Origin of the sequence: Streptomyces sp. NPDC087901, from assembly GCF_044742205.1 — a bacterium.
Taxonomy (GTDB): domain Bacteria; phylum Actinomycetota; class Actinomycetes; order Streptomycetales; family Streptomycetaceae; genus Streptomyces.
In genome coordinates this window covers 183,613-209,735 of record NZ_JBIUUC010000013.1, presented here as the reverse complement: position 1 = coordinate 209,735, position 26,123 = coordinate 183,613, and the positions used below count along the sequence as shown (strand labels likewise).

23 protein-coding genes and 8 pseudogenes are annotated in these 26,123 nt (G+C 67.5%); 15 read left to right on the top strand and 16 right to left on the bottom strand.

Features of this window, described 5'->3' with window-relative positions:
• Window positions 1-31 precede the first annotated feature (31 nt).
• Window positions 32-399: pseudogene (locus tag ACIOEW_RS31985) on the bottom strand (VOC family protein).
• 29 nt (window positions 400-428) lie between these two features.
• Window positions 429-1,202, bottom strand: coding sequence for an oxidoreductase (locus ACIOEW_RS31980; protein ID WP_401968042.1), 774 nt, complete (start codon window positions 1,200-1,202; stop codon window positions 429-431).
• 81 nt (window positions 1,203-1,283) lie between these two features.
• Here ACIOEW_RS31980 and ACIOEW_RS31975 point away from each other — a divergent pair, with 81 nt between their 5' ends.
• Together ACIOEW_RS31975 and ACIOEW_RS31970 are read left to right on the top strand one after the other, a co-directional pair.
• Window positions 1,284-1,856 carry a TetR/AcrR family transcriptional regulator gene (locus tag ACIOEW_RS31975; protein ID WP_401968040.1) on the top strand — a complete coding sequence of 191 codons (573 nt, stop codon included), beginning with the start codon at window positions 1,284-1,286 and terminating at the stop codon, window positions 1,854-1,856.
• Window positions 1,857-2,243: 387 nt separating this feature from the next.
• Window positions 2,244-2,807, top strand: a complete 564-nt coding sequence (locus ACIOEW_RS31970; protein ID WP_401968038.1) for a dihydrofolate reductase family protein — start codon at window positions 2,244-2,246, stop codon at window positions 2,805-2,807.
• Between the two features lie 293 nt (window positions 2,808-3,100).
• On the opposite strand, the pseudogene ACIOEW_RS31965 reads toward ACIOEW_RS31970, so the two are convergent.
• Together ACIOEW_RS31965 and ACIOEW_RS31960 are read right to left on the bottom strand one after the other, a co-directional pair.
• Window positions 3,101-3,523, bottom strand: a pseudogene (locus tag ACIOEW_RS31965) (hypothetical protein); the annotation flags it as partial.
• 205 nt (window positions 3,524-3,728) lie between these two features.
• Window positions 3,729-3,959 (bottom strand): annotated as a pseudogene (locus tag ACIOEW_RS31960) (transposase); the annotation flags it as partial.
• A 273-nt stretch (window positions 3,960-4,232) separates the two neighbouring features.
• Here ACIOEW_RS31960 and ACIOEW_RS31955 point away from each other — a divergent pair.
• Window positions 4,233-4,643: a RidA family protein gene (locus ACIOEW_RS31955; protein ID WP_108154447.1), complete on the top strand. Its 411-nt coding sequence runs from the start codon at window positions 4,233-4,235 to the stop codon at window positions 4,641-4,643.
• A 553-nt stretch (window positions 4,644-5,196) separates the two neighbouring features.
• Here the strand turns inward: ACIOEW_RS31955 and ACIOEW_RS31950 are convergent.
• Window positions 5,197-6,036 (bottom strand): SDR family oxidoreductase, encoded by an 840-nt coding sequence (locus ACIOEW_RS31950; protein WP_401968036.1) that lies wholly within the window; start codon window positions 6,034-6,036, stop codon window positions 5,197-5,199.
• A gap of 92 nt (window positions 6,037-6,128) precedes the next feature.
• Here ACIOEW_RS31950 and ACIOEW_RS31945 point away from each other — a divergent pair, with 92 nt between their 5' ends.
• On the top strand, window positions 6,129-6,587 hold the full coding sequence (locus tag ACIOEW_RS31945) for a helix-turn-helix domain-containing protein (protein WP_362556355.1): 459 nt from the start codon (window positions 6,129-6,131) through the stop codon (window positions 6,585-6,587).
• A 724-nt stretch (window positions 6,588-7,311) separates the two neighbouring features.
• Window positions 7,312-7,679: pseudogene (locus ACIOEW_RS31940) on the top strand (Tn3 family transposase); the annotation flags it as partial.
• Between the two features lie 53 nt (window positions 7,680-7,732).
• Here ACIOEW_RS31940 and ACIOEW_RS31935 read toward each other — a convergent pair.
• The 3 genes and pseudogenes from ACIOEW_RS31935 to ACIOEW_RS31925 form a co-directional block, all read right to left on the bottom strand.
• A complete protein-coding gene (locus ACIOEW_RS31935; RefSeq protein WP_401968032.1) occupies window positions 7,733-8,377 on the bottom strand; it encodes a hypothetical protein in 645 nt (214 codons plus the stop codon).
• Window positions 8,378-8,389: 12 nt separating this feature from the next.
• Entirely contained in the window at window positions 8,390-9,277 is an 888-nt protein-coding gene (locus ACIOEW_RS31930; RefSeq protein ID WP_401968031.1) for an HAD family hydrolase, read from the bottom strand.
• 176 nt (window positions 9,278-9,453) lie between these two features.
• Window positions 9,454-9,603: pseudogene (locus ACIOEW_RS31925) on the bottom strand (site-specific integrase); the annotation flags it as partial.
• Between the two features lie 1,630 nt (window positions 9,604-11,233).
• On the opposite strand from ACIOEW_RS31925, the gene ACIOEW_RS31920 reads away from it, so the two are divergent.
• Window positions 11,234-11,704: a hemerythrin domain-containing protein gene (locus ACIOEW_RS31920; protein ID WP_362556349.1), complete on the top strand. Its 471-nt coding sequence runs from the start codon at window positions 11,234-11,236 to the stop codon at window positions 11,702-11,704.
• A 103-nt stretch (window positions 11,705-11,807) separates the two neighbouring features.
• On the opposite strand, the pseudogene ACIOEW_RS31915 reads toward ACIOEW_RS31920, so the two are convergent.
• A pseudogene (locus ACIOEW_RS31915) lies at window positions 11,808-12,127 on the bottom strand (IS5/IS1182 family transposase); the annotation flags it as partial.
• A 103-nt stretch (window positions 12,128-12,230) separates the two neighbouring features.
• On the opposite strand from ACIOEW_RS31915, the gene ACIOEW_RS31910 reads away from it, so the two are divergent.
• Together ACIOEW_RS31910 and ACIOEW_RS31905 are read left to right on the top strand one after the other, a co-directional pair.
• On the top strand, window positions 12,231-12,776 hold the full coding sequence (locus tag ACIOEW_RS31910) for a hypothetical protein (RefSeq protein WP_401968029.1): 546 nt from the start codon (window positions 12,231-12,233) through the stop codon (window positions 12,774-12,776).
• Between the two features lie 114 nt (window positions 12,777-12,890).
• Window positions 12,891-13,901, top strand: a complete 1,011-nt coding sequence (locus ACIOEW_RS31905) for a hypothetical protein (RefSeq protein WP_401968026.1) — start codon at window positions 12,891-12,893, stop codon at window positions 13,899-13,901.
• A 29-nt stretch (window positions 13,902-13,930) separates the two neighbouring features.
• On the opposite strand, the pseudogene ACIOEW_RS31900 reads toward ACIOEW_RS31905, so the two are convergent.
• A pseudogene (locus tag ACIOEW_RS31900) lies at window positions 13,931-14,541 on the bottom strand (transposase); the annotation flags it as partial.
• A gap of 559 nt (window positions 14,542-15,100) precedes the next feature.
• Here ACIOEW_RS31900 and ACIOEW_RS31895 point away from each other — a divergent pair.
• Window positions 15,101-15,481 carry an FKBP-type peptidyl-prolyl cis-trans isomerase gene (locus tag ACIOEW_RS31895; RefSeq protein ID WP_362556343.1) on the top strand — a complete coding sequence of 127 codons (381 nt, stop codon included), beginning with the start codon at window positions 15,101-15,103 and terminating at the stop codon, window positions 15,479-15,481.
• A 233-nt stretch (window positions 15,482-15,714) separates the two neighbouring features.
• Here ACIOEW_RS31895 and ACIOEW_RS31890 read toward each other — a convergent pair whose 3' ends face one another.
• The gene (locus tag ACIOEW_RS31890) at window positions 15,715-16,608 is read right to left on the bottom strand and encodes an aminoglycoside phosphotransferase family protein (protein ID WP_362556341.1); all 894 of its coding nucleotides are present in this window, start codon (window positions 16,606-16,608) and stop codon (window positions 15,715-15,717) included.
• Between the two features lie 453 nt (window positions 16,609-17,061).
• Here ACIOEW_RS31890 and ACIOEW_RS31885 point away from each other — a divergent pair, with 453 nt between their 5' ends.
• Window positions 17,062-17,913 carry a sulfurtransferase gene (locus tag ACIOEW_RS31885; RefSeq protein ID WP_362556339.1) on the top strand — a complete coding sequence of 284 codons (852 nt, stop codon included), beginning with the start codon at window positions 17,062-17,064 and terminating at the stop codon, window positions 17,911-17,913.
• Between the two features lie 58 nt (window positions 17,914-17,971).
• Here ACIOEW_RS31885 and ACIOEW_RS31880 read toward each other — a convergent pair whose 3' ends face one another.
• Both ACIOEW_RS31880 and ACIOEW_RS31875 read right to left on the bottom strand, forming a co-directional pair.
• Window positions 17,972-18,460, bottom strand: a complete 489-nt coding sequence (locus ACIOEW_RS31880) for a hypothetical protein (protein ID WP_401968025.1) — start codon at window positions 18,458-18,460, stop codon at window positions 17,972-17,974.
• Window positions 18,457-19,623, bottom strand: a complete 1,167-nt coding sequence (locus ACIOEW_RS31875) for an IS4 family transposase (protein WP_401968023.1) — start codon at window positions 19,621-19,623, stop codon at window positions 18,457-18,459. Before ACIOEW_RS31875 ends, ACIOEW_RS31880 begins: the two co-directional genes overlap by 4 nt.
• A 319-nt stretch (window positions 19,624-19,942) precedes the next feature.
• On the opposite strand from ACIOEW_RS31875, the gene ACIOEW_RS31870 reads away from it, so the two are divergent.
• A complete protein-coding gene (locus ACIOEW_RS31870) occupies window positions 19,943-20,407 on the top strand; it encodes a hypothetical protein (protein ID WP_362556335.1) in 465 nt (154 codons plus the stop codon).
• Window positions 20,408-20,559: 152 nt separating this feature from the next.
• Here the strand turns inward: ACIOEW_RS31870 and ACIOEW_RS31865 are convergent, their stop codons facing one another.
• Window positions 20,560-21,426, bottom strand: a complete 867-nt coding sequence (locus ACIOEW_RS31865) for a GNAT family N-acetyltransferase (RefSeq protein WP_401968021.1) — start codon at window positions 21,424-21,426, stop codon at window positions 20,560-20,562.
• Between the two features lie 196 nt (window positions 21,427-21,622).
• On the opposite strand from ACIOEW_RS31865, the gene ACIOEW_RS31860 reads away from it, so the two are divergent.
• A complete protein-coding gene (locus ACIOEW_RS31860) occupies window positions 21,623-21,994 on the top strand; it encodes a DUF6896 domain-containing protein (RefSeq protein WP_362556332.1) in 372 nt (123 codons plus the stop codon).
• Between the two features lie 29 nt (window positions 21,995-22,023).
• Here ACIOEW_RS31860 and ACIOEW_RS31855 read toward each other — a convergent pair.
• Window positions 22,024-22,131, bottom strand: a pseudogene (locus tag ACIOEW_RS31855) (IS5/IS1182 family transposase); the annotation flags it as partial.
• A 278-nt stretch (window positions 22,132-22,409) separates the two neighbouring features.
• On the opposite strand from ACIOEW_RS31855, the gene ACIOEW_RS31850 reads away from it, so the two are divergent.
• Together ACIOEW_RS31850 and ACIOEW_RS31845 are read left to right on the top strand one after the other, a co-directional pair.
• A complete protein-coding gene (locus ACIOEW_RS31850; protein WP_362556330.1) occupies window positions 22,410-22,619 on the top strand; it encodes a hypothetical protein in 210 nt (69 codons plus the stop codon).
• Window positions 22,616-23,347, top strand: coding sequence for a restriction endonuclease (locus tag ACIOEW_RS31845; protein WP_362556328.1), 732 nt, complete (start codon window positions 22,616-22,618; stop codon window positions 23,345-23,347). Before ACIOEW_RS31850 ends, ACIOEW_RS31845 begins: the two co-directional genes overlap by 4 nt.
• Window positions 23,348-23,896: 549 nt before the next feature.
• On the opposite strand, the gene ACIOEW_RS31840 is transcribed toward ACIOEW_RS31845, so the two are convergent.
• Entirely contained in the window at window positions 23,897-24,502 is a 606-nt protein-coding gene (locus tag ACIOEW_RS31840) for a TetR family transcriptional regulator (protein WP_401968018.1), read from the bottom strand.
• A 94-nt stretch (window positions 24,503-24,596) separates the two neighbouring features.
• On the opposite strand from ACIOEW_RS31840, the gene ACIOEW_RS31835 reads away from it, so the two are divergent.
• Window positions 24,597-25,637 (top strand): NAD(P)-dependent alcohol dehydrogenase, encoded by a 1,041-nt coding sequence (locus ACIOEW_RS31835; protein ID WP_401968014.1) that lies wholly within the window; start codon window positions 24,597-24,599, stop codon window positions 25,635-25,637.
• Window positions 25,638-26,123 lie beyond the last annotated feature (486 nt).

Sequence of the window (26,123 nt, the reverse complement as noted above, 5' to 3'; positions counted from 1 at the left end):
GACAGGCCCGGCTCGGCGGACGGTGACCGGCTCAGGTCGAGCGCAGGCAGAAGGGGTGTCCGGCCGGGCTGGCGTAGATACGACTGCCGGTGCGGATTTCCGGGGTGACCTCGTCGGTGGGTCGCAGTCGGGTGGCGCCGGCTTCGGTGGCCGTGCGGTCGACGGTTGCGAGGTCGTCGACACCGAAGTCGAGGTGCATCTGCTGGGAGGTGCCGTCCGGCCAGTTCGGGGCGGTGTGTCCGGGGGCCGACTGAACGACGATCACCGGGAGACCGGGGCCTGAACGAAGTGGTGGGTCGGCGTGGGGGTGACGGAGCCGCCGAGCAGCCGGTGCCAGAAGGAGCTCTCCTTCTCGATGTCGGCGGCATCGATGATCACGGAGGTCAGGGTGATGGGCATGGGGTGTCCTGTTCGTGTCGTCGGTGTACTCAGACGGTCGGGAGGATGCCGCCGTCGACGCGGAACTGCGCTCCGGTGAGCCACTTCGCGCGGTCGGAGGCGAGGAAGGCGATCATCTCGGCGACGTCCTCGGGATCTCCGGGGCGGCCCATGGGGACCTTCAGGTGGTCCACGATCTGCTGTGTGACCTCTTCGGTGGTGATGCCCTGCTTTTCTGCCATGTGTTTCAGGTGGGCGGTGGCACCGCCGGTGACGACGAAGCCGGGCAGGACACAGACCACGCGCACCCCACGCTCGCCGACCTCGGTGGCCAGTTCGCGGCTGTAGGTGTTGAGCGCGGCCTTGGCGGCGGCGTAGGAGGCCTCGGTGCGCTGAGGCAGTTGGCTGGCGATCGAGGAGACGTGCACGACGACGCCGGAGCCCCGCTCGACCATTCCCGGCACCAGGGCCCGGTCCAGGCGCACGGCGCTGAGAAGGTTCATCCCCAGGTCCGCCTGCCAGGATTCGTCCGACCGGCTCAGGGTCGGCACCGGGGCGCTCGCCGCGCCCGCGTTGTTCACGAGCACGTCCACGCCGCCCACCTGCTCCACGACCCGGTGGCCGAGTTCGGCCACACCCTGCTGCGTGGAGAGGTCCACCGCGAGGAATGTGGCACCGCTGTCCTCCTCAGGTCGGCTACGGGAGGCCGTCAGCACGGTCGCGCCCGCGGCGACGAAGCGGCGCGCAGTCGCCGCGCCCAGGCCCCGGCTGCCGCCGGTGACCAGTACCCGAAGGCCGTCGAGGCTGTTGTCCGTGAGGGGCACGTGATCTCTTTTCCGTAAGATGAACCGGACTCCGGAAACGGTACACGTAAACGGAACCGGACTCACCTTATGGAGGTTCTTGTGACGGCATCACGGCCGCTGCGCGCCGACGCGCGCCGTAACCGGGAGGCACTGCTGTCCGCCGCCCGCCAGGCGTTCCTCGGCGGTGACACCAGCGCGCACGTGGAGGACATCGCCCGCAGCGCCGGCGTCGCCGTCGGAACGCTCTACCGCCACTTCGAAACCCGCGAGGCGCTGATCGAGGAGGTCTACCGCACAGAGGTCGACGTCCTGTGTGCCGCACCCGGCGACCTGCTGGACGATCACGCTCCGGAGGAGGCACTGCGGCGCTTCCTGCTGCTGCTCGTGGACCACGCGGCGGTGGGCAAGGGGATGTCCAGTGTTCTGGAGGGCATCATGGCAACGGACTCACCGGTCTTTGACGACGCACGCACTCGTATGGCCGACGCTCTCTCCCTGCTGCTCGAAGCCGGCAGCGCGGCCGGCACCGTCCGCGACGACGTCACCGGCTCCACCCTGTTGCGTGCCCTGGGCGGCGTCTGCGGAATGCGCGCCACGGAAGGCTGGTTGATCGAGGCCCGGCAGATCACCGCCCTCCTCTTTGACGGCCTGCGCCACGGCGCCCCGAAGTAACCGCCTCGCACGCGGGTCCAGGCGATGAACTTCCGGTCAGCCATCGCCTACCTGTGACGCTACGTCGGAGGAACCTGATGCGGCAGAGTGATCTGCCGTCAGTCGCTCCGGTCTTCCGGGTGCGTGCTGTTCCCGCGGTGTAGGTTCTCGCCGTCGATGACATGTCGATCCTCTGTGACCTGCTGGTTCTCTGCCGGTTCTCTGTTGTCTCACCGCGATGTCATCCAAGATCAGTCTCAGATCGATGCCATTTCCTCGGCGGAACGATGAGTCTGCCGCTGAGTCACCGAGCACGAGGGCTACATGCGAGCTCAGATCGCGCACCGATGAGTTTCCCGCGCCGCGCCGGTCTGTGCGCGGGAGACCGACTCACGGAAGGCTGGCGCCATGCGGAAACTGATCTACGGCATGAACCTGACCCTGGACGGCTACATCGCCGCGCCCGGCGACGACATCGGCTGGAGCGTGCCGAGTGACGAGCTGTTCCAGTTCTGGTCCGACCAGTTGCAGGCGACCGACCTGTCGCTGTACGGGCGCAAGCTGTGGCAGACGATGAGTTCCTACTGGCCGACCGGCGACCAGCAGCCCAACGCCACTGCGGCGGAGATCCAGTTCGCGCGCCGCTGGCGGAACATGTCGAAGGTGGTGTTCTCCTCGACGGTCGACAAGGTCGACTGGAACGCCCGCCTGGTCACCGGCGACGCGGTCGCCGAGATCACCCGGCTCAAGGCCGAGGACGGCGGCCCGATGGCCATCGGCGGCGCGACGCTCGCCGGGGCGGCCATGCGGGCCGGGCTGATTGACGAGTACGCGCTGGCCACCGCGCCAGTGCTGGTGGGCGTCGGCACGCCGTTCTTCACCGCGCTGGACAGCTGGGTGAACCTGAACCTGGTGGAGACGCGGACGCTTCCCTGCGGCGTGATCCTGACCAGGTACGAGACGAGGCGCTGAGCGCCCGTCACGCGACTCGACCGTCTGCCGGGTCCACGCGGACGTGAACGCCACCACTGGGGTGGACAGCCGCCGGTGCAGCTCCGCATCCACCACTACCGGACCCTGCTCAGTGGTCAAGATGTAATCCGGGATGCGCTTGCGAGCCTGTCCCTCCACCACGGACACCGTCCATCGCGTCCGCCGCTAGATGGGCAACGCCGCGTACAGCCAAGGGTGCCCGCCAGGTGCTGACGGGCGGAGCGGGCCGGAACCCCGCCACCCGCACGGGTGAGAACCCCGACCAGCGAATCTCACGAAGACGGCATAAGTGCCGCCGATGTGCCATCGGAGATGAGACTGTGCCGCGAAATCTGAGACCCAACTGCCCGCACACGCTCAGGGGGCCTGGAGGACGGAATGCCGCACGCCTTGTGGAGTGGAGCCCGGCCGGACACCGCGATGCGAGGTCGATGACGGTCGCCAGATACCAGAACTTCCCGCCGCCGACAGGCAGGTAGATCAGGTAGATGATGTCGCCGGCGCACTTCGTGTTCGGGGCCTGGGGCGGTGAAATCGCGGCCGATCAGGTCCGGCGCCCGGTCCGCGACCGGATCGGGAACGGTGGTGCGGTGCCGGCGCCGCAACCGGACTCCCTCGACCTCGGACGCCCGCATGATCCTGGCGACACGCTTGTGGTTGACCGCCTCAACGCTCGTCTCGCGGAGCTCGGCGGTGAGCCGCGGGCTCCGTAGGTGCCGTCAGATTCCTGGTGCACTACTTGTATCCGGGCGGCCGGCCGCGCGTCGGCCGCCTGCCAAGCAGCCCGGTCTGCAGCCGTCCGGCGCCATTAGTAGCAGCTCGAGCAGCTGATGCCTAGAATGCTGCACGGCCGCTTCACGCCGTAACGGCGCTGATGGTCGGCGACGCGACGGAAGCGGTTCACCAGCGCGTCTCCCCGGCAAAGTACTTCACCACTTTGCGCAGGATCTTGCGCTCCTCCTCCAGCTCACGGACCTTCTTCCGCAGAGCCGCGTTCTCCGCCTCCAACAGGGCCGGCGACTGGGCCGGTTCCTGCCAACGTCGTCCCCGGGGACGACCCGCTCCGGCAGCCCGGACCCAGCTCCGCAGCGTCTCCGGATTGATCCCCAGAGCGGCGGCGACCCGACCTGATCGTCGCTTCGGGCCACGACTGGTACAGCGCGACCGCGTCCGCCTTGAACTGGGGCGGGTAGCTCGTCATGACCACGAGATGTCTGGCTACGTTGATCTCCAGGAACAGCGCTTCCTGATGGGTTCCGGAGTCAGTTGGTGATCATCCGGTGTGGGAATGTCGAGCAGAAATGACGGCGTGGCCGTGGGGCGGCGAAAAAATGGAAAGCGGAAGCCAACTGGCCGTTGCAGAATGTCCCAGCTCAGCATCCGATGGGAAAGGACCCGCCAACCGTGGCTCGTGCCATCACTCTGATCCGCTCCGCCTCCCTGTCCGACGTCGCCGAGTACGCCTACGCGGCCACTGCGCCCGCCGAGTCCCGCCTGATCTTCCTCGCTGGGGCGTGTCCGCTGAACGATGACGGCTCCACAGCAGCGATCGGGGATTACGCAGGCCAGGCAGCGAAAGCCATGGAGAACATGCAGGCCGCTCTCTCTGCCTCAGGTGCGTCACTGCAGGACGTCATCAGTACCCGGGTCCTCGTCGCATCGGCCCGGCGGGAGGACCTGGTGGCTGCTTGGCAGGTGGTCCGGGACTTGTTCGCTGACCATGACGTCCCCAGCACCTTGATGGGCGTCACCGTGCTCGGCTACAAGGACCAGCTCGTCGAGATCGAGGGCGTCGCCGCCGTGCTCGATTCTTGAGACCTTGCCGGTGCCGAAGTCCCCGATCAGGCGGAGCGGCTGGCTTGATCCACTCGCAGCTGGCAACGGTGTGGAGGGTCGCCACGTCGATGTTCGACGAGGAGACTGTCAGCCCCACCGCCACGATCATGATCTGATTTCGGTCTGCTTCTCGCGTCAACTTGCAGCCGCCAACCGTCACTCAGAGTCGCCATCGCGCCGAAGTTGAGCCAGAACCACTACTGCTCGACAAAGCCAAGATGTCCGTCTTCAGAGCCTCAGGATCGTCCAACATCGAGGGTCAAGGCCCAAGGCCCCATCGCCCCTCTCCCTGGAATCTGACGTCCGCGCACCTGGACCGAAACAGCCGAAGATCCTCGACTCCCTCCCCTGCTCCCCTGCTCCCCTGCTCCCCTGCTCCCCTGCTAAGGGATCCCCCGCGCAGGAGACCAGTTGGACCCTGCCAGTCGCTCCGGCTCTGAGTTTTGAATGTTGGTGGGCGGTGATGCTGCGGGGCAGCCCCGTGCGGCCGTAGTCGCGCAGGGCTGCCCGGGCGCTTCAGCTGAGTTGTGCCTCAGTGAAAAGCGGCGATGTTACGGGCGACCCAGTCGTTGAAACGGCGCGGAGCGCGACCGAGGACTCGCTCCACGGCCGGGCTGATCCGCAGTTCGGCGGGGTTCGGGGCGGAGATGATGTCCAGGGTGTCGTCGGCGAGCTTAGGCGGCACGAACTGGGTCATGGCGGCCTTGGCCTCCTCACGGGTGAGTTCGTGGAACCGCACCAGCGAGCCGAGCACGGCGGCGATGGCCTCAGCCTGCTGACGGGGCGTGATCACCTCGGGCCCGGTCAGCTCGAAGATTCCGCCGGTGTGCCGGTCGTCCAGCAGGCAGGCCGCCGCGACCTCGGCGATGTCCGCCGGGTCGACGATCGGCACCCCGACATCGCCGAAGGGTGCGGCGACCGTCCCTTGGGTGCGGACGGACTCCGCCCACGCCAAGGCGTTGGAGGCGAAGCCGCCCGGTCGTAGGACGGCCCAGTCCAGGCCGGACTCGCTCAAGGCCTCCTCCACCGCGCGCATCGCGATCCGCGACGGGCCGAGCGGCCTGGTCGCCACGCCTTGCGAAGACAGCAGGACGACTCGGCGGACCCCGCTGGCAGCGGCCAGGTCGATGATGTCGGTCGGCCTGGCTTCGGGGGCGTGCAGGTCGCCGGACAGCAGGAGGAACAGCGCCTTCGCCCCGTTCAAAGCAGGGGTGAGGCCCTGCAGATCGGCCAAGTCAGCCGGCACGTGCCGGACCCCGTCAGGCACTTCCGCCGCGTGCCGTGACACCGCCGTCACCTGCTCCCCCGCGCTGGCCAGCGCCTGCGTCAAAGGCCGGCCCACATTCCCGGTAGCTCCGGTCACCACAATCATGTTCAGCTCCTAGTCCGTTGTGCACTGCGGCAATTGACGCTAGGAGGCGGGCTTACTTTTCGTAAGAACATACCCAGAGGTAAGCTCCGGATATGAGTGAAGGTGCGCAGCTGACGCAAGCTGAGGCGGGCAAGCGGTATGAGGTGTTTCACACCGACTGCCCTGCACGCGACGTGGTCGACCACGTGACCAGCAGGTGGGGAATCTGGGTGCTGATCTCGTTGCGGAGCACCGACCTACGGTTCTACGAGCTGCGCGACAGCATCCAGGGCATCAGCGAGAAGATGCTCGCTCAGACACTGCGCGCACTGGTCCAGGACGACCTGGTCTGGCGGAAGGTCGAGCCGACGACGCCACCCCAAGTCACCTACGGGCTGACTCAGTTCGGCCAGGACGTCGGTGCGCCTCTGACGGACTTGTTCGACCGGATCACACAGCGGCTCGCAGCCGTCGGGGCGTCCGTCACGGAGCGGCTGAGCGCAACAGGTCAAGCGAAGCAGCTGACCACTCCAGGCCCTCAACAGCTTCGTCACACCGACGGCGAACACTGACTGGGACAGCAAGAAGGGTTTATGCGTATCCCTAACACGGACCAGTGGCAGGCTGGCCGCGCCACCAAGACACTGCCCAATGCCGAGGACCTGTCCCACGTGTGGCTGCTTCCAACGAGTTGACAGGCTACCCAGCCAGCCTCAGCTCCGTGGCCGATCGGCCACGCAATGGCCACCGACCGTCAGATTCGGCCAACCGATCTGAGATCCCACAGGTGTTGCAGGGTCTCGCAGCTCGCAGCAGGCGCCGTCTTTGCTGCCCAGCGGCTCATGCTCGGTCTCGAGCTGATGGCAGAGTCGGTCAGCCTCACGACGCCGGCATGTCTTCAGGGAGGCGGTCACGGCCCCCTCCTGGTCCATGGATCGTCTCGGGCACTGGTCAGTAGTCGGAACCCCTGTCGGGCTTTGCCCTGCGCGGGTGAAGTGCCTTGGGCGGTGGTCCTGCCCGTTCCTTGTGCCACGAGACCGAGGCTCGAGTCAGCCAGAGTACGGTCGTACATCGGCTCGAAGCCGGTGCGAAGCACGTTGTGCAGGGGCGGGTTGTGCTCGCCGGGGCCCTCCGCTCCGGTCTCCGCGACGATCCATCGGCCACCCTCGGGCTCGGCGGCGCGTAGGCGGGAGGCGAGCAGCGCGGACCAGACGCCCCACCCCGTCAATTCGCGGGCGTCGGTCCCCAGTTCAGCACGCCTTCGCCGCATGCTTCTGGCGGGGCCCGGAGCCTCGCCGTCCCGGATACCGCCGCCAGATCAAGGTGCAGGCCAACCTCCAAGAAGGGCGGCACGCGCTCGCGCGAAGATCCTTCACGGCCGGGCCGGTCAGCTCTACCAGCGCTACCAGGATGGCATGGGGGACCGAATCGGCGCGCTCGGCCTGGTACTGAACGCGCTGGTGCTGTTCGACACGCGGTACATGGTCTCCGCTGTCACCCAACTCCGCGCTGACGGCTTCGACGTCCGCGACGAGGACGTTGCCCGCCTCTCCCCCCTCATCCGACGCCATGTCAGCATGATGGGACGGTACTCATTCCAACTCCCCGACCTGCCCGCCGGAATGCGGCCCCTGCGCGACCCTGCCGTTGCCGAGGTGGGCTGAGAGCTGGCACGTCCCTGACGTCGCCTCCCGGCCCCGGTCCGCCGGACCTGCCGTCAGCGCGGGATGGTCCAGCTCGTGAGGAGTCTGCGGGCGGCTCCGCTGTTGCCGAGCTGGTAGACGGCGACGGCAGCCGGGTGGACGTCGAAGGCGTTGAACGGCTCGGCCTCAATGGCCTCCAGGTCGTCGAGGCCGGCGAACCCGACAGTGATGTGGGCCGTGTACTTCCCGGGCCCGATCTGGGCGGGCACGTAGTGCTCGACCCAGTCGAGGGTGCTCTGGCAGATGTCCTCGCCCGGGTCGGTGACGAAGGCGGCGGACGTGCCGCCGGACTCAGTGAAGGGAGTGATGGCGGTGAGCAGGGCAGCCTGGAAGTCGAGCACCTGCTCGCTTGGCTGGACGAGGACGACCGCGATTCCCTGGCCGGGCACTCCCCAGTCGGCGTGCTTGATTGCCACCGCCCGGTATGAGAGCGCACCCATGTCGGTCGCGGCCAGGACGTCATCGATGGCGGCGTGGACGTCGTCCAGCTCGGCGGTGCTCACGTAGCGCTGGAGGGTGGTGATGTGCGGTTGGTGGGAGGCGTCCAGGGCGAAGCCGCCTGGGATGCCCTCGCGCATCCGGGCATTCCAGGCACGGGCGTGCCGGAGGGTGTGCTCGTCCGGGTTCACGAGGACGTCGATGGCGGTCAGGTCACTCACAGGTCCTCCTGGTCAGAACACGGTCGTCCAGTCGTTCTTCATGCTCACGACGGTCCAGCCGAGCTCTTCGGCCTTCGTGAGCGAGGTCTCGGCGCCCTTGGTATAGGCAAACTCGCGCTGTTCGTCGACGTGGTTGACGAGCAGCGCGAAGCGGGCGCTCTGGAGCATCTGAATGTCCACGTCGGCGTTGCCGCCCGCGAGGACGGGCAGCCGGCCGGTGTGGGCGAAGATGTGTTCGGGTTTACCCGCCCCCAGGTCCAGGTCGCAGAGCAGCTCGTGGGAGCGGACGAGCTTCCCGTCGGCGTAGGTGTACGCGGCTGCCGAGCCGATGACGTTTTCCTTGGGGATCCCCCAGGTCTCCTCCGCGAAGACGTGCATGAAGTCGCGGCCGCCGCCTGAGCACACGAACACCCGGAAGTCGTGCGCGTGCAGGAGGTCGAACAGCTCCAGCATCGGGCGGTAGACCAGCTCGACGTAGGGGACGCCGAGCTTCGGCTGCTTCACCGTCCTCATCCACTCGCGCACCTGCGCGTCGAACTCCTCCGGTGTCGTGCCGGCCCACGAGCGGGCGAACGCCTCCATCAGGGTCGACACCACCTGCGGTTCCTGCGTCGCCAGACCCTCGAAGAACCCCTGGTCCCGTTCGATCAACTCCTTGTACGGCTGCCGGTCGGCGAGGTTCGGGGCGGCCTCCACCTCTTTCCCCCACCTGCGGAACACGAAGTCGAACTGCGGGGGCAGCGGCTGTTCGACCCATAGCGTGCCGTCGTTGTCGAACGTGGCGATCCGGTCGGCTACCTCGACGAATGACGCCCCCGGCGTCGTCGCCGCTTGGACGAAGTCCAAGATCACTCGGCGGGCTGGGCCGTCCTTCCAGCTCGCCAGCACCTCTTCGGTCATGGGCACTCCTCGACTCGACGGCCACGCCACCAGCACATGCGCCAGTCAAGCAGCGACCTTGCCCCATCTATTGAATTTTTGAACGAATAGTACTGTTTGAATCTTCTTGGTAGGTTATGCCGGACCGGCTGGCCCGGCGCCACGAGCCCGCTGGACAGCCATGCCACCGGTGCTCATCACCTGGTACGACCGCCCCCGGGTGCGAGCAGGCTGGTCAGCACCGCAATCGCCTCCGGGGACGGCTTGAAGTGCCGGCGGACGTTCTCGGGCTTCTTGTGCCGGGACTTCGCCATCAGCATCAGAGGTGAGGCGCCCTGCTCACCGATGGGGGTACTGGCCGATATTCCGGGCAACTTCCCCCAGGGCCCACTCACCCGACAACCGTGACTCAGGGTGCATACTCCACGGAAAGTGAGCCAGAACCAAAAGAACTGGACGAAGCCGCTGATGCGCCTCTGCCCTGGTGGGAGCAGACGAGGGGCCGCCCCTGGCGTGTGGCCGGCGAGCCCCGGACGGACCCCGAGACCGGGACCGGTGCTGGGCTTGCCCGCGCGGTGGGCAAGCCCAGCATGCCCGGCCCAGGACGGGGCTTGCCCGCGCGGTGGGCAAGCCCAGCATGCCCGGCCCAGGACGGGGCTTGCCCGCCATCGAACAGCAATGGCGACTATGCATGCCGCGAGAACGGCCGCGCCGCCGATCGACACCATTAACGGCGTCGCGAGCCCCGGGTGCCGGTAAACCAGGCGGATTCAAGTGGTCGTCGCAACACCTCACTCATCGAGGAGGGGGTTGTGGCACCGGGACGAGCACGGGAGGCGCTGCGGGCTGGGCGGCCACCATTGAGGTCGCCGGGACGGCCTCCGGCAACTGCGGCGCAATCAATACTGCGACCGATGTGGGCGTCTGGACTATCGGCCTCGGTCGCGGAGTGGCACGCCGACTGGCAGGCCCGCCGCCCCAGGACGTACAAGTCGGCCCCGAATGAACGCTCATGAGTACGTGCAGAACCGGCTCGCAGGTTCGGTCACCGCCACGGACGGCAGCACGGTCGAAGGACCGCAGACGCGGTGGATCCGGCGGCGGCACGACCAGCGCCAGGACCGGCGCAGGGCAACCTCCTGGAGCCCGGAACAGATCGCCCGCCGCCTCCCCGGTCGTTTCCCTCCACGATGAGACGATGTGCATCTCCCACAAGGCGATCCACAGGCCCACTACGTCCAGGGCGCGGAGGGCTGAAGCGCGAGCTGACAGCCTGCCTCCGCACCGGCCGGGCCTGCACCGACCGCGACGCCGTCGCACTCACCCTGAATGGTCGACCCCACAAGACCCTCGACAGGACGCCACCCGGCGAGGAATCCACCGAACAACTACGCTCGTTGACAGGCAGTGTCGCAACGACTCCTTGAACCGGAGCAGTACACGAGCAGGGCCTTCGCCCAAGCCTGCAGGTCAGCAGAGGTTCGGCGAAGCATGAGCGCGGTCGGATCCAGCGCGGACAAGGCACTCGCCGAGCCCTTCAACGCGACCTTCAAACGCGGGACCCTGCAAGGACGAAAGAGCCGGCCCAACGAGCGCGAGGCCGACTCGACGCCTTCAGATGGCTCCCCCGCTCCAACACCCACGCCGCACTCCCGCCTCGGACAGCGATCACCGATCGCCTCCGGGAACACCCTTCAACTCAGACCAACTACGCTGGCACCAACTGCATATCCGTGTTCAGGATTCAGGGTCAGGGCCCCTCCCACTTCACCCAGGAGCTGGGCAACCGCTTCGGCTCGACCACCGACAGGTGGCCCACGAGCGCGGAGCAGGTGACCCCGTCCCGAACCACCACGTCGCATCGTCAGGCGCGGTAGTGTGTGGGAAGCGTCGCGTGCCGGTGGCAGACCGTGTCAGGCATGGAGGCGCCGGATCGAAGGAGGTCGACGATGTACTCGTTGCACCCTTCCCTCTCGCATGACTGAGCGCGAGACGACCAGGCTCGTCGCCTGGAGCCAAGAACTCCGTGAGGTGCACCGCCGACTACGGGAAGCGCTGTCCGTGACCCGCGCCTCCCTTGCCGACGGCACTCCCGGTGAGGCGGCCACCCGGGAACTGCTGCTGTACTGCCACGGCTTCTGCACGGCTCTCGACAGCCACCACCAGGGCGAAGACCGTACTCTGTTCCCGGCCATCGCGGCTGCGCACCCCGAGCTGCGCCCTGTGCTGCGCTCGCTTGAACAGGATCATTCGATGATCGCCCACCTGATCGGCGGCCTTCGTACCGCGGTCGACCGGGCCGCGCCGCCTGAGGAGCTTGACCATCACCTCGTAGGTATCGCCGCGATCATGGAGAGCCACTTCCGCTACGAGGAACGGCAGTTGCTCACTGTGCTCGAAACCCTTGAGTTGGCAGCCGTACCCAGTGAGGTGCTGGGCCCGCTATAACTCTGGACCGAGGAGCGGGAGGCGGTGGCGATCGCCACCCTCAGAATGATCAGTCTCGTTGCGCTTCGCGAGATGCCGTTTGCCCGCCTCTGCGGGTGATTCACCTGGTAATGAGCGTAGTCGCGGCCCAGGTGATCAGCAACTCACAGTGCTGGATAAGCCGTTCGTAGTCGCGTGCGTGTGTGCCTGCGGGCGTGCATGCTCCAGGCGAGCGACCGTGCGACCACCAACGGCGGGGCAGGATGACGAACCCCGGTGTGTTCGGCGGTCGTCTGAGCGTCAGACCGAGGTGCTTTTCGCCCAGGTCACGAACCTTCCAGCGTAGCCGGAGTCGGCCCAGACGACGGTGATTTCGGGGTGCATCAGCCGCATCCGGAACAGCACTTCCTTGGCCGCGTCGCGGTAGGTCATGTCGGCCGGTGTCTCTACTGGGCTATCAAGCAGAGGCTGGTCCGCGAGATCACAGTCCCCTGGCAACCTCATGGCAATCGCGGGGTCTCGCACGAAAACGACGGACACATGGCTCATGCCGGCTGATGAGGTGGTTCTGGGGCAACGGATTGCCGAGGTGCTTCCCGCATCCGGATGGCATTGCAGTCACCCGGGGCCGCTTGGTTTGCACCAAGTGCACCTGCAGTCCTCGATCGAGTCCGCGCTGAGCCGCGGTAGCACGCAAGCGTTTCTCGGCCTCCCGGCAGGCGCCTCCCTGCCGCCAACGATCATTCCAGCTCCAGGCGTCAGCGCGCCGTGCGGACCGCCGATAGGAGCCGTCGTCCAGCTGCTTTGTTCACGTCTCAGGACGGATGAACAGGGCGAGTTCTTCGAGAGCGGGCGACTCGCAGTGCGGTGGTTCGAGCCCGAAGTCGGACCGGAAATGCATCGGACCCTCGCCGAACAGACACGGCTGATCTGGACTGTATTGCGAGCCGCGACCCGGCCGGCAGTGATCGAGACGGCCGATGGTCGCCGCACCATGGGAGCGAGAATCGGGTCCGCCGCCCATGACAAGGTGATCCGCCAGCAGACGCCGCTGGCGAGACCAGGCATCCAACGGTTCCGGCTGGTGAACTGACGCAAGTGCCCGGCGATCGAAGGTCGCCGGGCACTTGCGTCAGTGCCGGTCAGGCAGGTCCTGCCAGGGGAGCCTCCGCAATGGTGATTGGTTAGCTGCGAGGAAGGTGTGCCGGTGACATCCCAGTTGAGGGTGGCCCAGCGCGGTGCCGTCCTACTGAAGCCGGTGACCGCCGACCCGTGGGAGTTTCAGGCCAACGGCGTTGAGGCGTCTGTCGACCCCGGACTGGGCCTGCGGAACACTCAGCCCGTCGAGGACCGTGTGCCACCACCGCTGAGCGGCCGAGTGGTCATGTTCCAAGATCGGTTGAGATACGGCTTCTCATTCATCTACGGTTCGGCCATGCCGTTCTCTGCCGCCCCGAAGCGATCTACGCTTGCGGGTGAGCTCGCGTCGCTGCGCCGACGGCGCACGCGTCGTCGTCGGCGGCTCGCCACGGCTGCCGGAGCCGGTCTCGTCGTGGTCGCCGGAGGCTTATGGCTTCTGCTGGGTACCGGGCCCGAACCGGGTGACCATGCACCCATGGCCATATGCGCTGTCGACAGCAAAAGCCTGCGCGCCGACGTGGATGCGGACGGACAACTGGACGAGATCCATGACCAGCGCCGCGACGGCACCAGTTCAGTGGTCTTCCACCGAGGCCATATCCGCACCACTGTCGGCGTCAGCGAGGCCCGCGGGCTCTGGCAGAGGCTGCAAGGCGCACCGAAGGAAGACATGGCGACCCGGGGAACCTTCGGTGACTTCGATGGCGACGGGTACCTCGATCTGGCTCTCTTCTACAGTCAGCGCGACGCGGGCGACACCACGCAGCACAACATGGTGGTGCATGAGGTGCACTACGGGCCTCTCGCCCGCGACTTGAGCAGTGACCAGACCGCCACCATCCGCATAGGTGGCTCGGCGTTCGTGTACGCGGTGCGGGCCACCGACACCGATCGCGACGGCCGCGCCGAGCTCCAGGTCGTCCAGTCGGGCGGGGACGGCACCGCTTCTCGCTATATCGGTCGGCAGGACCGGGGCGGGGTCTCTGTGAGCGATGAAGAGACCGGCTCCGATGGGTGGTCGGGCTGGTCCGGACCCAAGATCAGCTGGCTCGATTTCGGGGCCTGCGAGGATCGTTAGATGAATGAGTCCAAGGGCTTTCGTTGCGGTCAGTGATCGTAGGCGGTCAGTGACCGCTTGACGAGATGCCCTGTTTGTCGTTATGACAGACCGCAGCGGTTGACGCGAGGATGCGCATGAGGACCCGGCCGGTCACCCCGGCCGGGGTCATGCCGCCGTGTCGTTCCAGGTCGAGTTGGCCCTTGAGGGTTTGGTTGATCGACTGGATGACTTGCCGGAGTGGTTTGAACAGGTGCGCATCGGGCCGCTCGGGCCCGCCTTTGCGGGCAGGTCGCAGCTGCCTCAGGTCACGTTCGGTGAGTTCGTGCTCGAACTCGCGGCCGTGGCAGTACTTGTCGCCGATGATCGTCTGTCGTGGATGACTGGCCTGGGTCTCTGGTGCGGTAACGAGCATGTCGCGCAGAGTCTCGCGTTCGTCTGCCTTCGCGCCGGTAAGGGCGAACAGTATTGGCAGGCCGCCAAGCGTGCACACCAGGTGCAGGCGCAGGCCCCAGTACTACCGGGAGTGCGACGCGCAGTAGCCGTACGGGACCCAGTCGGCCAGGTCCGAACGCTTGGCGGTCTCCCGGGAACAGCCGCAGCCGACCGGGGCGGAGTCGACCACCCACACATCATCGCTCCACAGCGAAGAGTCCCGGGCAGGGGCAGGAACGTACCCGGCGCCTGACGACGCTGCCCCGGAACGCGCTCGCTGTTCGGAATTCCCGGATCATCTTGCGGTCCCGGCCCAGGTGCCGGGCGATCGCTGGAATTGTCCATCCCTGACGACACAATGCATGAGCATCCACGTCTTCCTCCCGCGTGAGCATCCAGGCCCCCGAACCGGAGAGCGCAGGGTGGGAGATTCAAGTATCGCCATCACGGGCGGTGTGTCCGGGCTGCGGGCACTTCTCGGAGCGAGTCCACGACCGTTGTCAACACAGACTGAAGGACCTCCCGCGCAGCGGGCCATCCGCCACCAGGCGACGCCCAGGGGCCATACCCGCGAACGCGGGGAGCCGGGCTGGCCATCATCGAGTACGAGCGCAGCGTACCGATGACGTACCCCCCGGTCATGCAGAGCATCCTGCTCCGTTGGGTTTGATCCACTCCAGGAGATCAGCGTTCACGACAGCATGATGATCTACTGCGTAGAGTGAACATGCGCCTGGCTGGTCTGTATGCGGGCTCCCGGCGGAGAGCGAATGAGGCAGGCTGCCATGAATGAACTGACGAAGCCCGAGATCGACCTTCCGCGGGGTGACGCTCCCACCGAGCTGACACTCCGCGACCTCGTCGTCGGGGACGGGCTTGAGGCGAAGCCGGGCAGGGTGGTCCAGGTTCACTACGTCGGGGTCACCTTCGAGTCCGGAAAGGAATTCGACACGTCCTGGGACCGAGGCCGGACGTTCAAGTTCGCCGTGGGCGGTGGCAAGGTCATCAAGGGCTGGGACCGCGGGGTCAGAGGGATGAAGGTCGGCGGCCGGCGCGAGATCATCGTTCCCCCGCGCCTCGGCTACGGCAACCAGTCACCCTCCCCGTTGATCCCGGCGGGCTCGACACTCGTCTTCGTGGTGGACCTGCTCGCCGTCGCAGTCTGAGGCCTTCCGCCACCCGGCCTCTCCGCCCGGAACCAAGGCCGGGCAACACAACACCACTCCAGGTCAGCCTGGCCGGCGCCGAGGAGAAGCTCATCCCCGCTCCATCGGGGCCATGGGCAGCATACGGTCGCAGACCTTGGCATCCCCACCACGCGTGGTGGGGATGAACCCACGAAGGTGGGCTGCCGCACGGCCCTCAACCAAGATCGAGAACAAGTTCAAAGAAGCCTGCGTCAAACGCCCTTCAGAACACGATCAAGTGCCGCCCGGCCTGCAGGTCCCCAGTTCGGCTTGCCGCCGGGGAGGCCCCGGTCTCCGTTCTGCCCCATGAGCATCAGGAAGAGGCTCTTCATAGCGGCCAGCCCGCGGGCGCGCCGGATCGCCGACTCGTCTGCATGCGCGTACGTGTCGAAGAACCGTGAGGCCGTACCCGCGGGTAGCAGCACCCATGCGGCGGCGAGGTCCCACGCCGGGTCGCCGGCGAACATATCGCCGAAGTCGATGATGCCCGAGAGCGTTCCGTCCGAGACGACGACGTTTGCGGGATGGAGGTCGCCGTGCACCCACACCGGCGGGCCCTCCCATGCGTGCGCCGCAACGGCGTCGTCCCAGACGGACCGGACGTCGGCCGCGATGTCGTCGGGGACAACGGCCTGGAAGAAGTTCTCGAAGCTGTCCGTACAGTCCCGGGGATGGGCGCGGTCCGTAGTGCTCGGCGCCTCGGCGGGCGCCTCCACGTGGAGCGCCTGAAGGAAGCCCGCCAGCGTGTCGGCCGCGTGGTCGCCGCGGCTGATCGAGCCGTGGTCCAGCGGCTCGCCGGGAACCCACGTCATCACGGTCCAATGCTTGGGGAAGCGCTCGGACGGTTCGCCGAGCCGCACCGGGGTCGGCACCGGGAGCGGCAGGCGCGGGGCCAGCACGGGTAGCCACCGCCGCTCGTTGAGCTGGAGCTCCGGGGTGGGGTCCATGCGCTGCATGCGCACAGCCAGCTCTTCCCCGAGGCGCCACATTTGGTTGCCCCAGCCGCCTGCAACCTCGCTGATGGCCAACCCTGCAAGGTCTGGATGTTGCTCCTGCAGCAGGTCGCGGACCAGGTCTGCGGTGATCTCGATCTCGGTGTTGGTCATGCGAAGCTACAGTACCGAGACGGCAGGCGAAGTGGCTCATGCTCTCCGGAACATCGCGCTGTGCTTCCTCCGGCATCACCAAATACGGTTTCAGCAAGCTGCAGATCAGAGGCTCTGGCACGTCACAGCCGCAAGTGTCGGAGAAGCCTGCGTCCGCTGCCCCCTCATCCGCCCGACCCAGCCCGGTGCGGTCGACTGGCGGAGGTCCGGGAGAACCCCATCGACCGTATCTCCGAAGCTGAGAGTGAGGGCTGGCTGGGCAAGATCCAAGGCCACGAAGTTAAGGTTCAACTGGCGATGATGGCGCTCGCTGAAAACGGCCACTCCTCGCTCTGACGTGCCTCAAACGTGCTCCCTGGTTGTCCCCAGTTGAGCTGGTTGCATACTTCATTGCGCGTCTCAGAATATGAACTATTTATGCTCGCATATTGGACCGCTGGCTATGGTCGTGCCATGAGTGAACTCGTGGATGTCCCGCCGTTCGCGCGGGTTGAAGAGCTGGGCGACCTCCCCGGACGCGTGGTCCTGGCGGACATGAGGTGGTACCTGGACGGACGTTCCGGACGAGCAGCATACGAAGATGGACACCTGCCGGGCGCGGTGTTCGTGGACCTCGACCGCTGGCTGACGGGACCAGCCACTGTGTCGGGTGGCCGCAACCCCCTGCCGTCACCCGAGCTGTTCGCCGAGGGCATGCGGACGATGGGGATCAACGACAGCGACATCGTCGTGGCCTACGACGACCAGGGCGGAGTCATAGCGGCCCGGCTGGTGTGGATGCTGCGGACCACCGGCCGACGCGCGGCGATCCTTGACGGCGGACTCACGGCCTACCTCAAGGCATACCCCGATTCCCTGGTGACGGACGAACCGGTGCTTGCCGATGGCGACTTCTCGGTGCGTCCGTGGCGGGCGGAACTTCTGGTGGAGGCCGACGGGGTAGTGGGGCCGGACGTCCTGACGGTCGACGCCCGCAACCGCGACCGCTTCGTCGGCGAGCAGGACCCGGTCGACCCGCGTCCGGGCCACGTCCCCGGTGCGGTGAATGTCCCGTGCAGGGAGAACCTGGACGGCCAGGGACGCCTCTTGCCTGTGCAGGAGATCCGGGGCAACTTCGCCGCCGCCGGAGTAGACCAGGGCACCGCGACGAAGGTCGTCTCCTACTGCGGCTCAGGAGTGACGGCCTGTCATAACCTCCTGACCCTGGAGCACATAGGCCTAGGCCACGGCCGTCTCTTCGTTGGCGGCTGGTCCGCCTATAGCCGTGACGAGTCCCGCCCGGTAGAAACCGGATCCGCTCACTGAAACGCCCCACTTGGTCGAAAACTCGACCAAGTGGGGCCGTGAGCAGGCCTGGCCGTTTTCACGAAGCCTCATCAGCGAGCGTGTAGGTCGCCGGGTTGGTCTTCTTGATCAGGTTCTGCTGGGACCACTGGGACATTTGCACGCAGAAGCTGTTGAGGTTGGTGATGCCCAGTAGGCGGGCGATGTCGCGGGCGTGCCATGGCCTTTCGGGGTCGCTGTTCATGACGGCGAGGGCGAGTTGGAAGCGTCCGCCGGGGTCCTCCGGCGCTGGAGAAGTACTGCCCGGGGCGGGATCGACGCCGCAGTTTCGGGGTGGGTCTGGTTGGCTGTCCGAGGTGGCGGCTGAGTCCGTGAGGACGTCGCTGCGGTCGTGGACGGTGATCTCGATGCGCTCGACGGGTGTCGCGGTGGCGGGTCGGGCCTGGCCGTGCCAGCTGTGGTAGCGGGAGATCGGGGATTTGACCTTGCGGGCGCTGATGCGGGGGCGCCGTGCGTCGAGAAGGTTGCCGCGTACGGTGGCGGTGATGGCTTCCGGGCCGGTGATCACGCCGCTGGCCAGGGTGACCGGCGGGCGGCGGTCAGGGCGTGGGTGAAGCCGGCACGGTCGGGGTCGGCGCCCGCGGCGATGGCAGCCTCTGTCATCACCATCCGCAGCGCCTGGTAGGCGGTCAGTGTCGCCCACAGTTCCTGTTCGATGCCGAACCGGTCGCGTGAACGAAGGACGCGACCCTTCATCAAGGTGGCGCGCAGGGCGAAATAAGCGGATTCGATTTCCCAGCGTTCCGCGTACAGGCGTATGAGCTGGTCAGCGGGGTCGACAGTGGGGTCCAGGAGGGTGGTGGCCAGGCGATAGCGGCCACTGACGCGGGTGCCGTCGACCCGGAGGCAGGTGACGTCGGCCTCGATGATGCGCACCGTCACGGTACCCAGTCGGGACAGGTAGGAGCCGTCGGGCAGCGCGCGCAGCAGCGGCGGTCGGCGGGTGGACTTGAGCCGGGCCAGGAACTGCGCGCCGGCGGTGGCCACGCCTGCCAGGAAGGAGTTCGAGTCGAAGCCGCGGTCGACCAGGACCAGATGGGAAGTGTTCAGAAGCGGGAGCAGGCGGGTGGCGTAGGTGGTCTCACCGGTCGTGGTGGGACCGAAGCAGGCACCGAGCAGGCCCCGGGTGCCGGTCTCCACCAGCGTCATCAGCATCACGGTGGGGTAGCCGGCCCAGGCGAGCCGGTAGCGAATCCTCCCGAGCCAGCCCCGGGCGCGCTCGCTGTCCGGGGTCTTGATCGAGGAACAGCCGTCGAAGGCCACGGTGCGCCAGCGCCGGTAGCGGACTCCGGGTGTGTCCGGCGTGGCCAGGGGCACGGCGAGGGTCTCGAACAGTGCCTTGAACGGGGCCGGGGTCAAGCGGCGGAGCAGGTGGCGCAACGCGGTCTCCGACACCGTAGGGGCCAACGGCCCAAGGGAGGCGATCAGTTGCTGCCACACGCCGGTGCGACTGAGGTCGGGGAACAGGGCCAGGGCGAGCGCGAAGTACACCCCCCCACGCGAGGGCAGCGCGCGCAGACGCTTGTGCCGCCGGCCGGTCTCGGACAACACCGCCTCGACCAGCTCGAAGGGAACGCACTGCGTCATCTCACCCAGATGACCTGGCGCATAGGGCCCGGCGGCGACGGTGATGGCACGGGTGAGTGTGGTGATGGCAGACTGGACACGCAACGGGACCCCGGATCAGTGGACTTCTTGGCAGAATCCATGATCCATCAGGGGTCCCGTCGCGCGGTCGCCTTCCACGACGACGCCCCTCGACGACACCGAAGATCAGCTAACTTCGTGGCCTTGGGACAAGATCGAAGGACTCCGCGTCAGCCCGGCTGGCAGGGACTCCAAGCCAAGTCAGATCGACGCCGGACAGCTCGACGGAACAGTGAACCTGGGCCTGCCCACTCTGAGGAAGAAACCCTACGGTGCGTAGCAGCTGGCAGAGGTGCGGGCCGAGCGGGCCGAACTCGCCGTGGCGCAGCAGGTATTGCAGCGGATGAGCGAGCAGATCGCCGACGAGCGGGCGAGGGCCGGGTCGCCGGTCGTGCAGGTGGCCGGTCGGGCGGTGCGGCTGGTCCCCGACCGTGGGCCGGGGGCTGAGTCTGCGATGTCGGCGGACTACCAGCGCATTCTGACCGACGCGCGGCAGGCCGCCGGTCCAGTTGCCACCCGGCAGATCGGCGAGGCGCTGGGCCTGGACACCGGGGTGCGAGGGAAGCTGGAGTCACTGCGCGGGAAACTGACGAAGCCGGCTTCAAGGCCCCCCGCGCCCTCGAGCTCGCCCCCGCCGAGAAGGAAGCCAGTCGGCTTGGCCGCCGCACACGCCCCCGTCGAACACGCCTTCACCCACCTGAAGAACTGGAGGATCCTCACGAAACCCCGCACAGACCCCGCCCGCGCCACCCACCTGCTGCGGGCCCTGCTCGTCCTGGCGAAGCTCGAAACCGCCGCCGCCGAATGACCTACACCCCAGACTGCCGCCCACGATCAGCACGAGCACCCGGCAGTTGAATCACACCATTGCGCCTGGCCCGACGCCGCGCGGCCCGAGTCCGGTCCCCCATTCCGGCGATCGCCGGGGACCCGGACCCGCTCTGCCGGGCAGCCACGGTGTCAGGCCGTCCGGATCCGGTCCCGCACCTCCGCCTGCGCCTCGAACCCGGCCGCCTTGTACGTGGCGACGCCACCGACGTTGGAACTCAGCGTGCACACACGCACGCTCGACGAGCCCATCTCCCGCAGCGCGGCCGCCCCGGCCACGGTGATCGCCCGGCCGTAGCCGCGACCACGGTGGGCCTCGTGTACACCCATCGGCTCGACCAGCCCCGGCTTCCCCCGGCCGGCTGACCACACCGTCACCACCGCCGCCACGTTGCCCTGTTCGTCATAGGCGCCCAGGCAGCGGGCGTCTGCGTAGAACGGTCCCGCCGACATCGCGTGCCAGTACTCGCGCGTAGGCCTCGAGGTGTTGAACGCCGACCGCAGGACGTCGGCGAAATCCTGCGCCTGCTCCGGGCCGATCACCCTGATCCGCACGCCGGGGTCCTCCACCGGCTCCGCGAGGCCGCGGAAAAGCGGCGTCCACGGCTCGTCGACGCCCCAACCCTCCTTGGTCAACAGGTCGTGAAGCAGCAGGCCCCGCGGCGCCTCGATCGACACCGCTCCGTCCGGAAGCACGCCGCGCTCAGGCAGCGAGAAGTCCTCGACGAGCCGCCGCGCCAAGCCCTCATCCTGAAAAGCGTCCGGGGCGACCGTCATCCTCACCACCACTGGCGAGTCCAGCATCCCGACCGCGAGGATCCGTCCGTCCCGGCTCCAGGTCCGGACCGTTGCGGCCGTCTCGGCCGTTCCGAGACGGTAGTTCCAGCCGATGTCCCCCGAATGCAACTGCATCGGCGCACCGCCGTACTGCCATTCCCGCAGCGCGGCCATGGCCTCGCGCACACCGTCGACCGCCGGCGTTCCCAGCACAATCGTCATAGCCGGGATCAGACACCCCACCCCGAAGGTCCGCAACCGGTTAACCGACCAGCAGTGCTCCCGCCGCGGCCCGACTTAGTGATCGTTTCAGACTGCCGTCCTGCGGAGACGCTGGCGGCCCCATGGAACAATCCCTTCAGCCACGGGCTCAGGGGGATGACGCCGTATGGAACGGGTTGGGACTGCACGAGACCTCGTGCTCGGTTACGTCCACGCTCTGAACGCGATTGACGAGGCCATGAGGGTGGCGATCCCCTCACTTGAGCGACTGGCAGATGTCCTCGGCCTGGTCCGGTCGCGCCGGATCAGCCGGAGTGATCACATCGGCGCCTACTCCTACACGGTTCATGGGGCAGGCTGCCGCTTCGTCAGCAACAACGGCACTGAGGTCGATGTGGACTTCGCAGCCGACGGGAGTGAAGTCTTCGACCTCTGGCGGCTGCGCTGGTACGGGCTGAGCCTGCCGGGGTCTGTTGACGTCACGGATGAGGACCTGCGGTCCGCAGCGAGTTCGCTGCAACCGCTTCTGACCGAGGTGCGGCCGGGGTGGTTCAGCGTAGCCAACTGATCGCTTGGTGAAGTTCGCAGGCGGCGGAGGCATATGAGACTGCAGGCCAGTTCGATCAGGCCCTGGTGAAGATCGGCGCGTCGTTCGTAGCGGGTGCCGAGCCGTTTGAACTGGTGCAGCCAGGCGGGGGCGCGCTCGCGGCTTCGGTTCGGACATGACGTACTGGCGCCCGCTCGCTGCCTGGAACGCACGGCCGTGCCACCTGCCTCATCACGCACGCCACGTCCAACGGCCACGTCCAACGCCTTTGTTGGGACCTCTAAGCACAGCCACACGTGGTATTCGGCCAGGTCCGATGGCTTTGTGCCATTCGTCGGTAACCCGCCTCCAACATCGCCGAGGCCCGGCTACACAAGAACGCTGGGGTGCATGGTGCAGCCCCACGTGGTGATGGCCGGGGAGGTCTGAACACAGAGTGCTGACCATCAACGTGGCTGTGCTGCTCGCTGTCATCGTCGTCATCCGGTTGCGGCGGCGTACGCATGCTCGGAGCCGGCTGGATGAGAAGTTCACCGTCGTCATCGTCTTGGCGCTTGGGGTGCTCATCGCACCGACACCGCTGGGCCACGGAATCATGGACTTCCTCGGCCAGCTCACGAGCGGCGTTACTCAGGCGGGCCGATGAGTCCTCGCGCGCGCAGAGGCCGCGCGACAGTGGGCAGGCGCCGCCCACCGGTACGGCGGCGGACCCGCGGGCCCAGCAAGCGGCGGCGGACGGATGACCGTCTGATCGGATTCCTCGTAGCCGCGGTCCTGGCCGTCGCCCTGGCCGTGGCCGTCGTCCACTGGCTGCTGGTCCACTGGTGGGTTCTGATCGTCCTCGGGATGCTCGCGGTACTGGCCGGCGGTGGCTGGCTCTACCAGAAGCAACAGCAGGCACGGTGGGAAGCGGTCCGCGCGCAGGGGCTGCGCTACGAGCTGCCCCAGCTGGATGCCCTGCACCACTCCCAGTTCGAGGACGCGGTGAGGGACCTGATGCGCCGTGACGGCTGCCGGAACGCGGTGCGCGTCGGGGGCGGCGGAGACCTGGGCGCGGACGTGAAGGCCACCGATCCCCATGGGCGGCGCTGGGTGATCCAGTGCAAACACAGACGCAACGGCCTCGCCGGGTCCGCCGTCGGCACGCCCGACCTTCAGGTGCTCAACGGCACAGCCCGCCAGGTCCACGGAGCCGACATCGCGGTGATCGTGACGAACGGCCGGGTGACCGCGCCGGCCGTGGCCTTCGCGAAGCAGCAGCGCCTCCACGTGATCGACCGCCACACCCTCGGAGTATGGGCATCCGGCTCACGTCCCTTGTGGGAGCTGCTCCGGGCAGTCCCACCGCCCCGTAGGCCGACCACTCTGTCCTGAAGCACCCGCAGCCGCAGATTACAGGGGTGGTTCGGTCGGACGCCTCGGAGTTCCACGTTGCGCCGGGCGCGAGACGAGCGGGCGATAGCACCGCCCGCTGGTGAAAGCAGCGTGACGCGGCCGCGCGAGGTTCAGGGGCGGCGGGCGAGGAGGTCGTCGATACGCGATGCGTCGGAGACCCAGGCTGTGGCGACGTCCCCTGGCCCGACCACACCTCCTGGCACCCGCCCGGAGGGGAGGGCAGAGGGAAGGCTCTGCTGAGCGGCCTCACCCCTCATCGACAGCGTCCTTGGCACGCAAGGGCCGCATCCCGCCGGGCAGGTCCGGGAGCGGGAAGGAGTACCGCCCGAACATCTCTGTACAGCAGATTCGAGAGGGACATGAACAGCCGCCTCGACCTGGACCTGTCCATCCAGCGACGGTACCCGGCCCGCGCGCCCCGCAAGGGGAAGCAGTCGCATTTCCGGCGTGCGTGGACCCGTGGGCTCCGGTCCTGGTCGGCGCCCAGGCATCATGCGTGAGCGTCACCAGGGGCGTTGGTGGCAGTCATCAGGCGGATGCGTCGCCTCTGCCGGCCGCGGTGGCGCTTTGGACGCAGTCGCGGAGCAGGGCGCGGCGCCGACCATGTACGTCATCGGGTTCTTCGCTGCTGGCCGCATATACGTTGCTGACCGGTGACCAGGCCATGGACATGGCGATGACCATGGCCATGATGTCGAACGGGTCACCTGCGCGGACCCGCCCGGCGGCCTGTGCCTTGGCGATGGCCGTGAGCTTGCGGTCGTCGTAGTGCTGGTGGGTCTCGACCAGGTGCCCGGCAGGCCGGCGCTCCAGCCGTGTCCAGGTCGCCAGCCGGATGAGGTCGGGGCGGCGCAGGTATTCGTCGTAGAGACGAACGGCCCACTCCGCGAGATCGTCGGCGTCGATGGGCACCACGTTGGTGATGCGCTCCAGCGAGCTGAGGAAGATCGCGTCGAAGAGTCGTTCCTTGTCGCCGAAGTAGGCGTAGAGCTGCGCCTTGTTGGTGCGCGCCGCCGTCACGATGCGTTCGATGCGTGCACCGGCGATCCCGTGCTGGGCGAACTCTTCGGTGGCGGCGTCCAGGATGCGCTGGTAGGTCGCGGCGCCTCGCGAGGTCTGGGGCTGTTCCGGCATGCCCGCAGCCTACCAAACAGAACAGTTGGTTTGCCTTGACGTGCGGTCGCACTTAAACTGCGGGCAGACCGAACAGTCTGTTTAAGGAGAAAACATGCGAACAACCACCGGATGGCAGGCGACCGGCCCGACGGCGCTGCGGCGCACTTCGCTGGAGCGCCGTGACCTGCGCCCGGATGACATCGCAGTGCAGGTCGACTACTGCGGCGTGTGCCACACCGACCTGCACGCCCTGCATGCCTACGACCAGCACACGAAAGCGCCCCTGGTGCCCGGTCACGAATTCACCGGCGTGGTGGCCGGGATCGGACGGGAGGTAACCACCTTCTCGGTCGGCGACCGCGTCGCGGTGGGCAACATCGTCGACTCCTGCGGCGTGTGCGCCATGTGCGAAGCCGGACAGGAGAATTTCTGCCACTCCTTCCCGACTCTGACCTACGGCGGCACCGACCGGCAGGACGGATCGACCACCCTGGGCGGCTACTCCCGCGAATACGTCGTGCGCGACGCCTTCGCCTACCCACTCCCCTCCGGCCTCGACCCGGCCGCAGCCGCCCCGCTGATGTGCGCCGGCGTCACCGTCTGGGAACCCCTGCGGTCCCTCGGCGTACGCCCCGGCAGTCGCGTAGCCGTGGCCGGCCTCGGAGGCCTGGGCCACCTCGCGGTCAAGATGGCCGTGGCACTCGGCGCCACCACGACCGTCATAAGCCGCACCCAGGACAAGCGCGACGACGCCCGCAAGCTCGGCGCGCACGACCTCATCGCCTCTGCCGACGGCCGGCGCATGGCCGCGGCACGCGACACCTTCGACGTCGTCATCGACACCATCTCCGCCCCTCACGCCCTCGCCCCGTATCTGAAGCTGGTGGCGATGGACGGCACCCTCAGCCTCCTCGGGTACCTGGGCCCCGTCACCGTCGAGGCCACGGACCTGCTCATCGGCCGAAAGAAGCTCAGCTCCGCGGGCAGCGGAGGCCGCCCTGCGACAGCCGAGATGCTCCAATTCTGCGCCGACAACAGCATCGCCGCCGACATCGAAGTACTCCCGTCGTCACAGGTGGACACGGCACTCGACCGCCTCCGGCGAAACGACGTCCGCTACCGCTTCGTGCTCGACATGTCCGACCTGGACTGAAGAGACAGATGGCCGGGCCATGGCGTGCGGGCTGGACAACGGCGCGCGCATGGCCCGCCACTCCGCCCTCCCACAAACGACCCGTTGCCCGAGCAAGATCAAATCGCGCCGGGCCGGGCGAGGACCATCAAGGAGCTGATCGACTCGCAGAACCCGGTCGCGCTCGAAGGTGGCAGGAGAGGGGTTCAGCGACTTGCGTTATGCGAAAGCCTGGGTCCGTGACGACCCCTCAAGAACCTTTCGCGGGGCCTGACCCGAAGCCGATCTCGTCGAGCGCCCTCCATGCCCGAAGCGCAAGGACGCCCCGGCTCGCCGTGCCGCTCGCGCAGCGGCGAATTCACGAGCGCTTACGACACCGGCCGCTTCACCGAGGTGCCTAAGTCGGGCGATCGAGCTGCGGCATCCGACCCCGGCCGGCCGAGGACCGGGCCAACCCTGGCGGTCCGGCAAGTCGGTCTCCGCGGCCGTCGACTCCAGTCTGCCGAA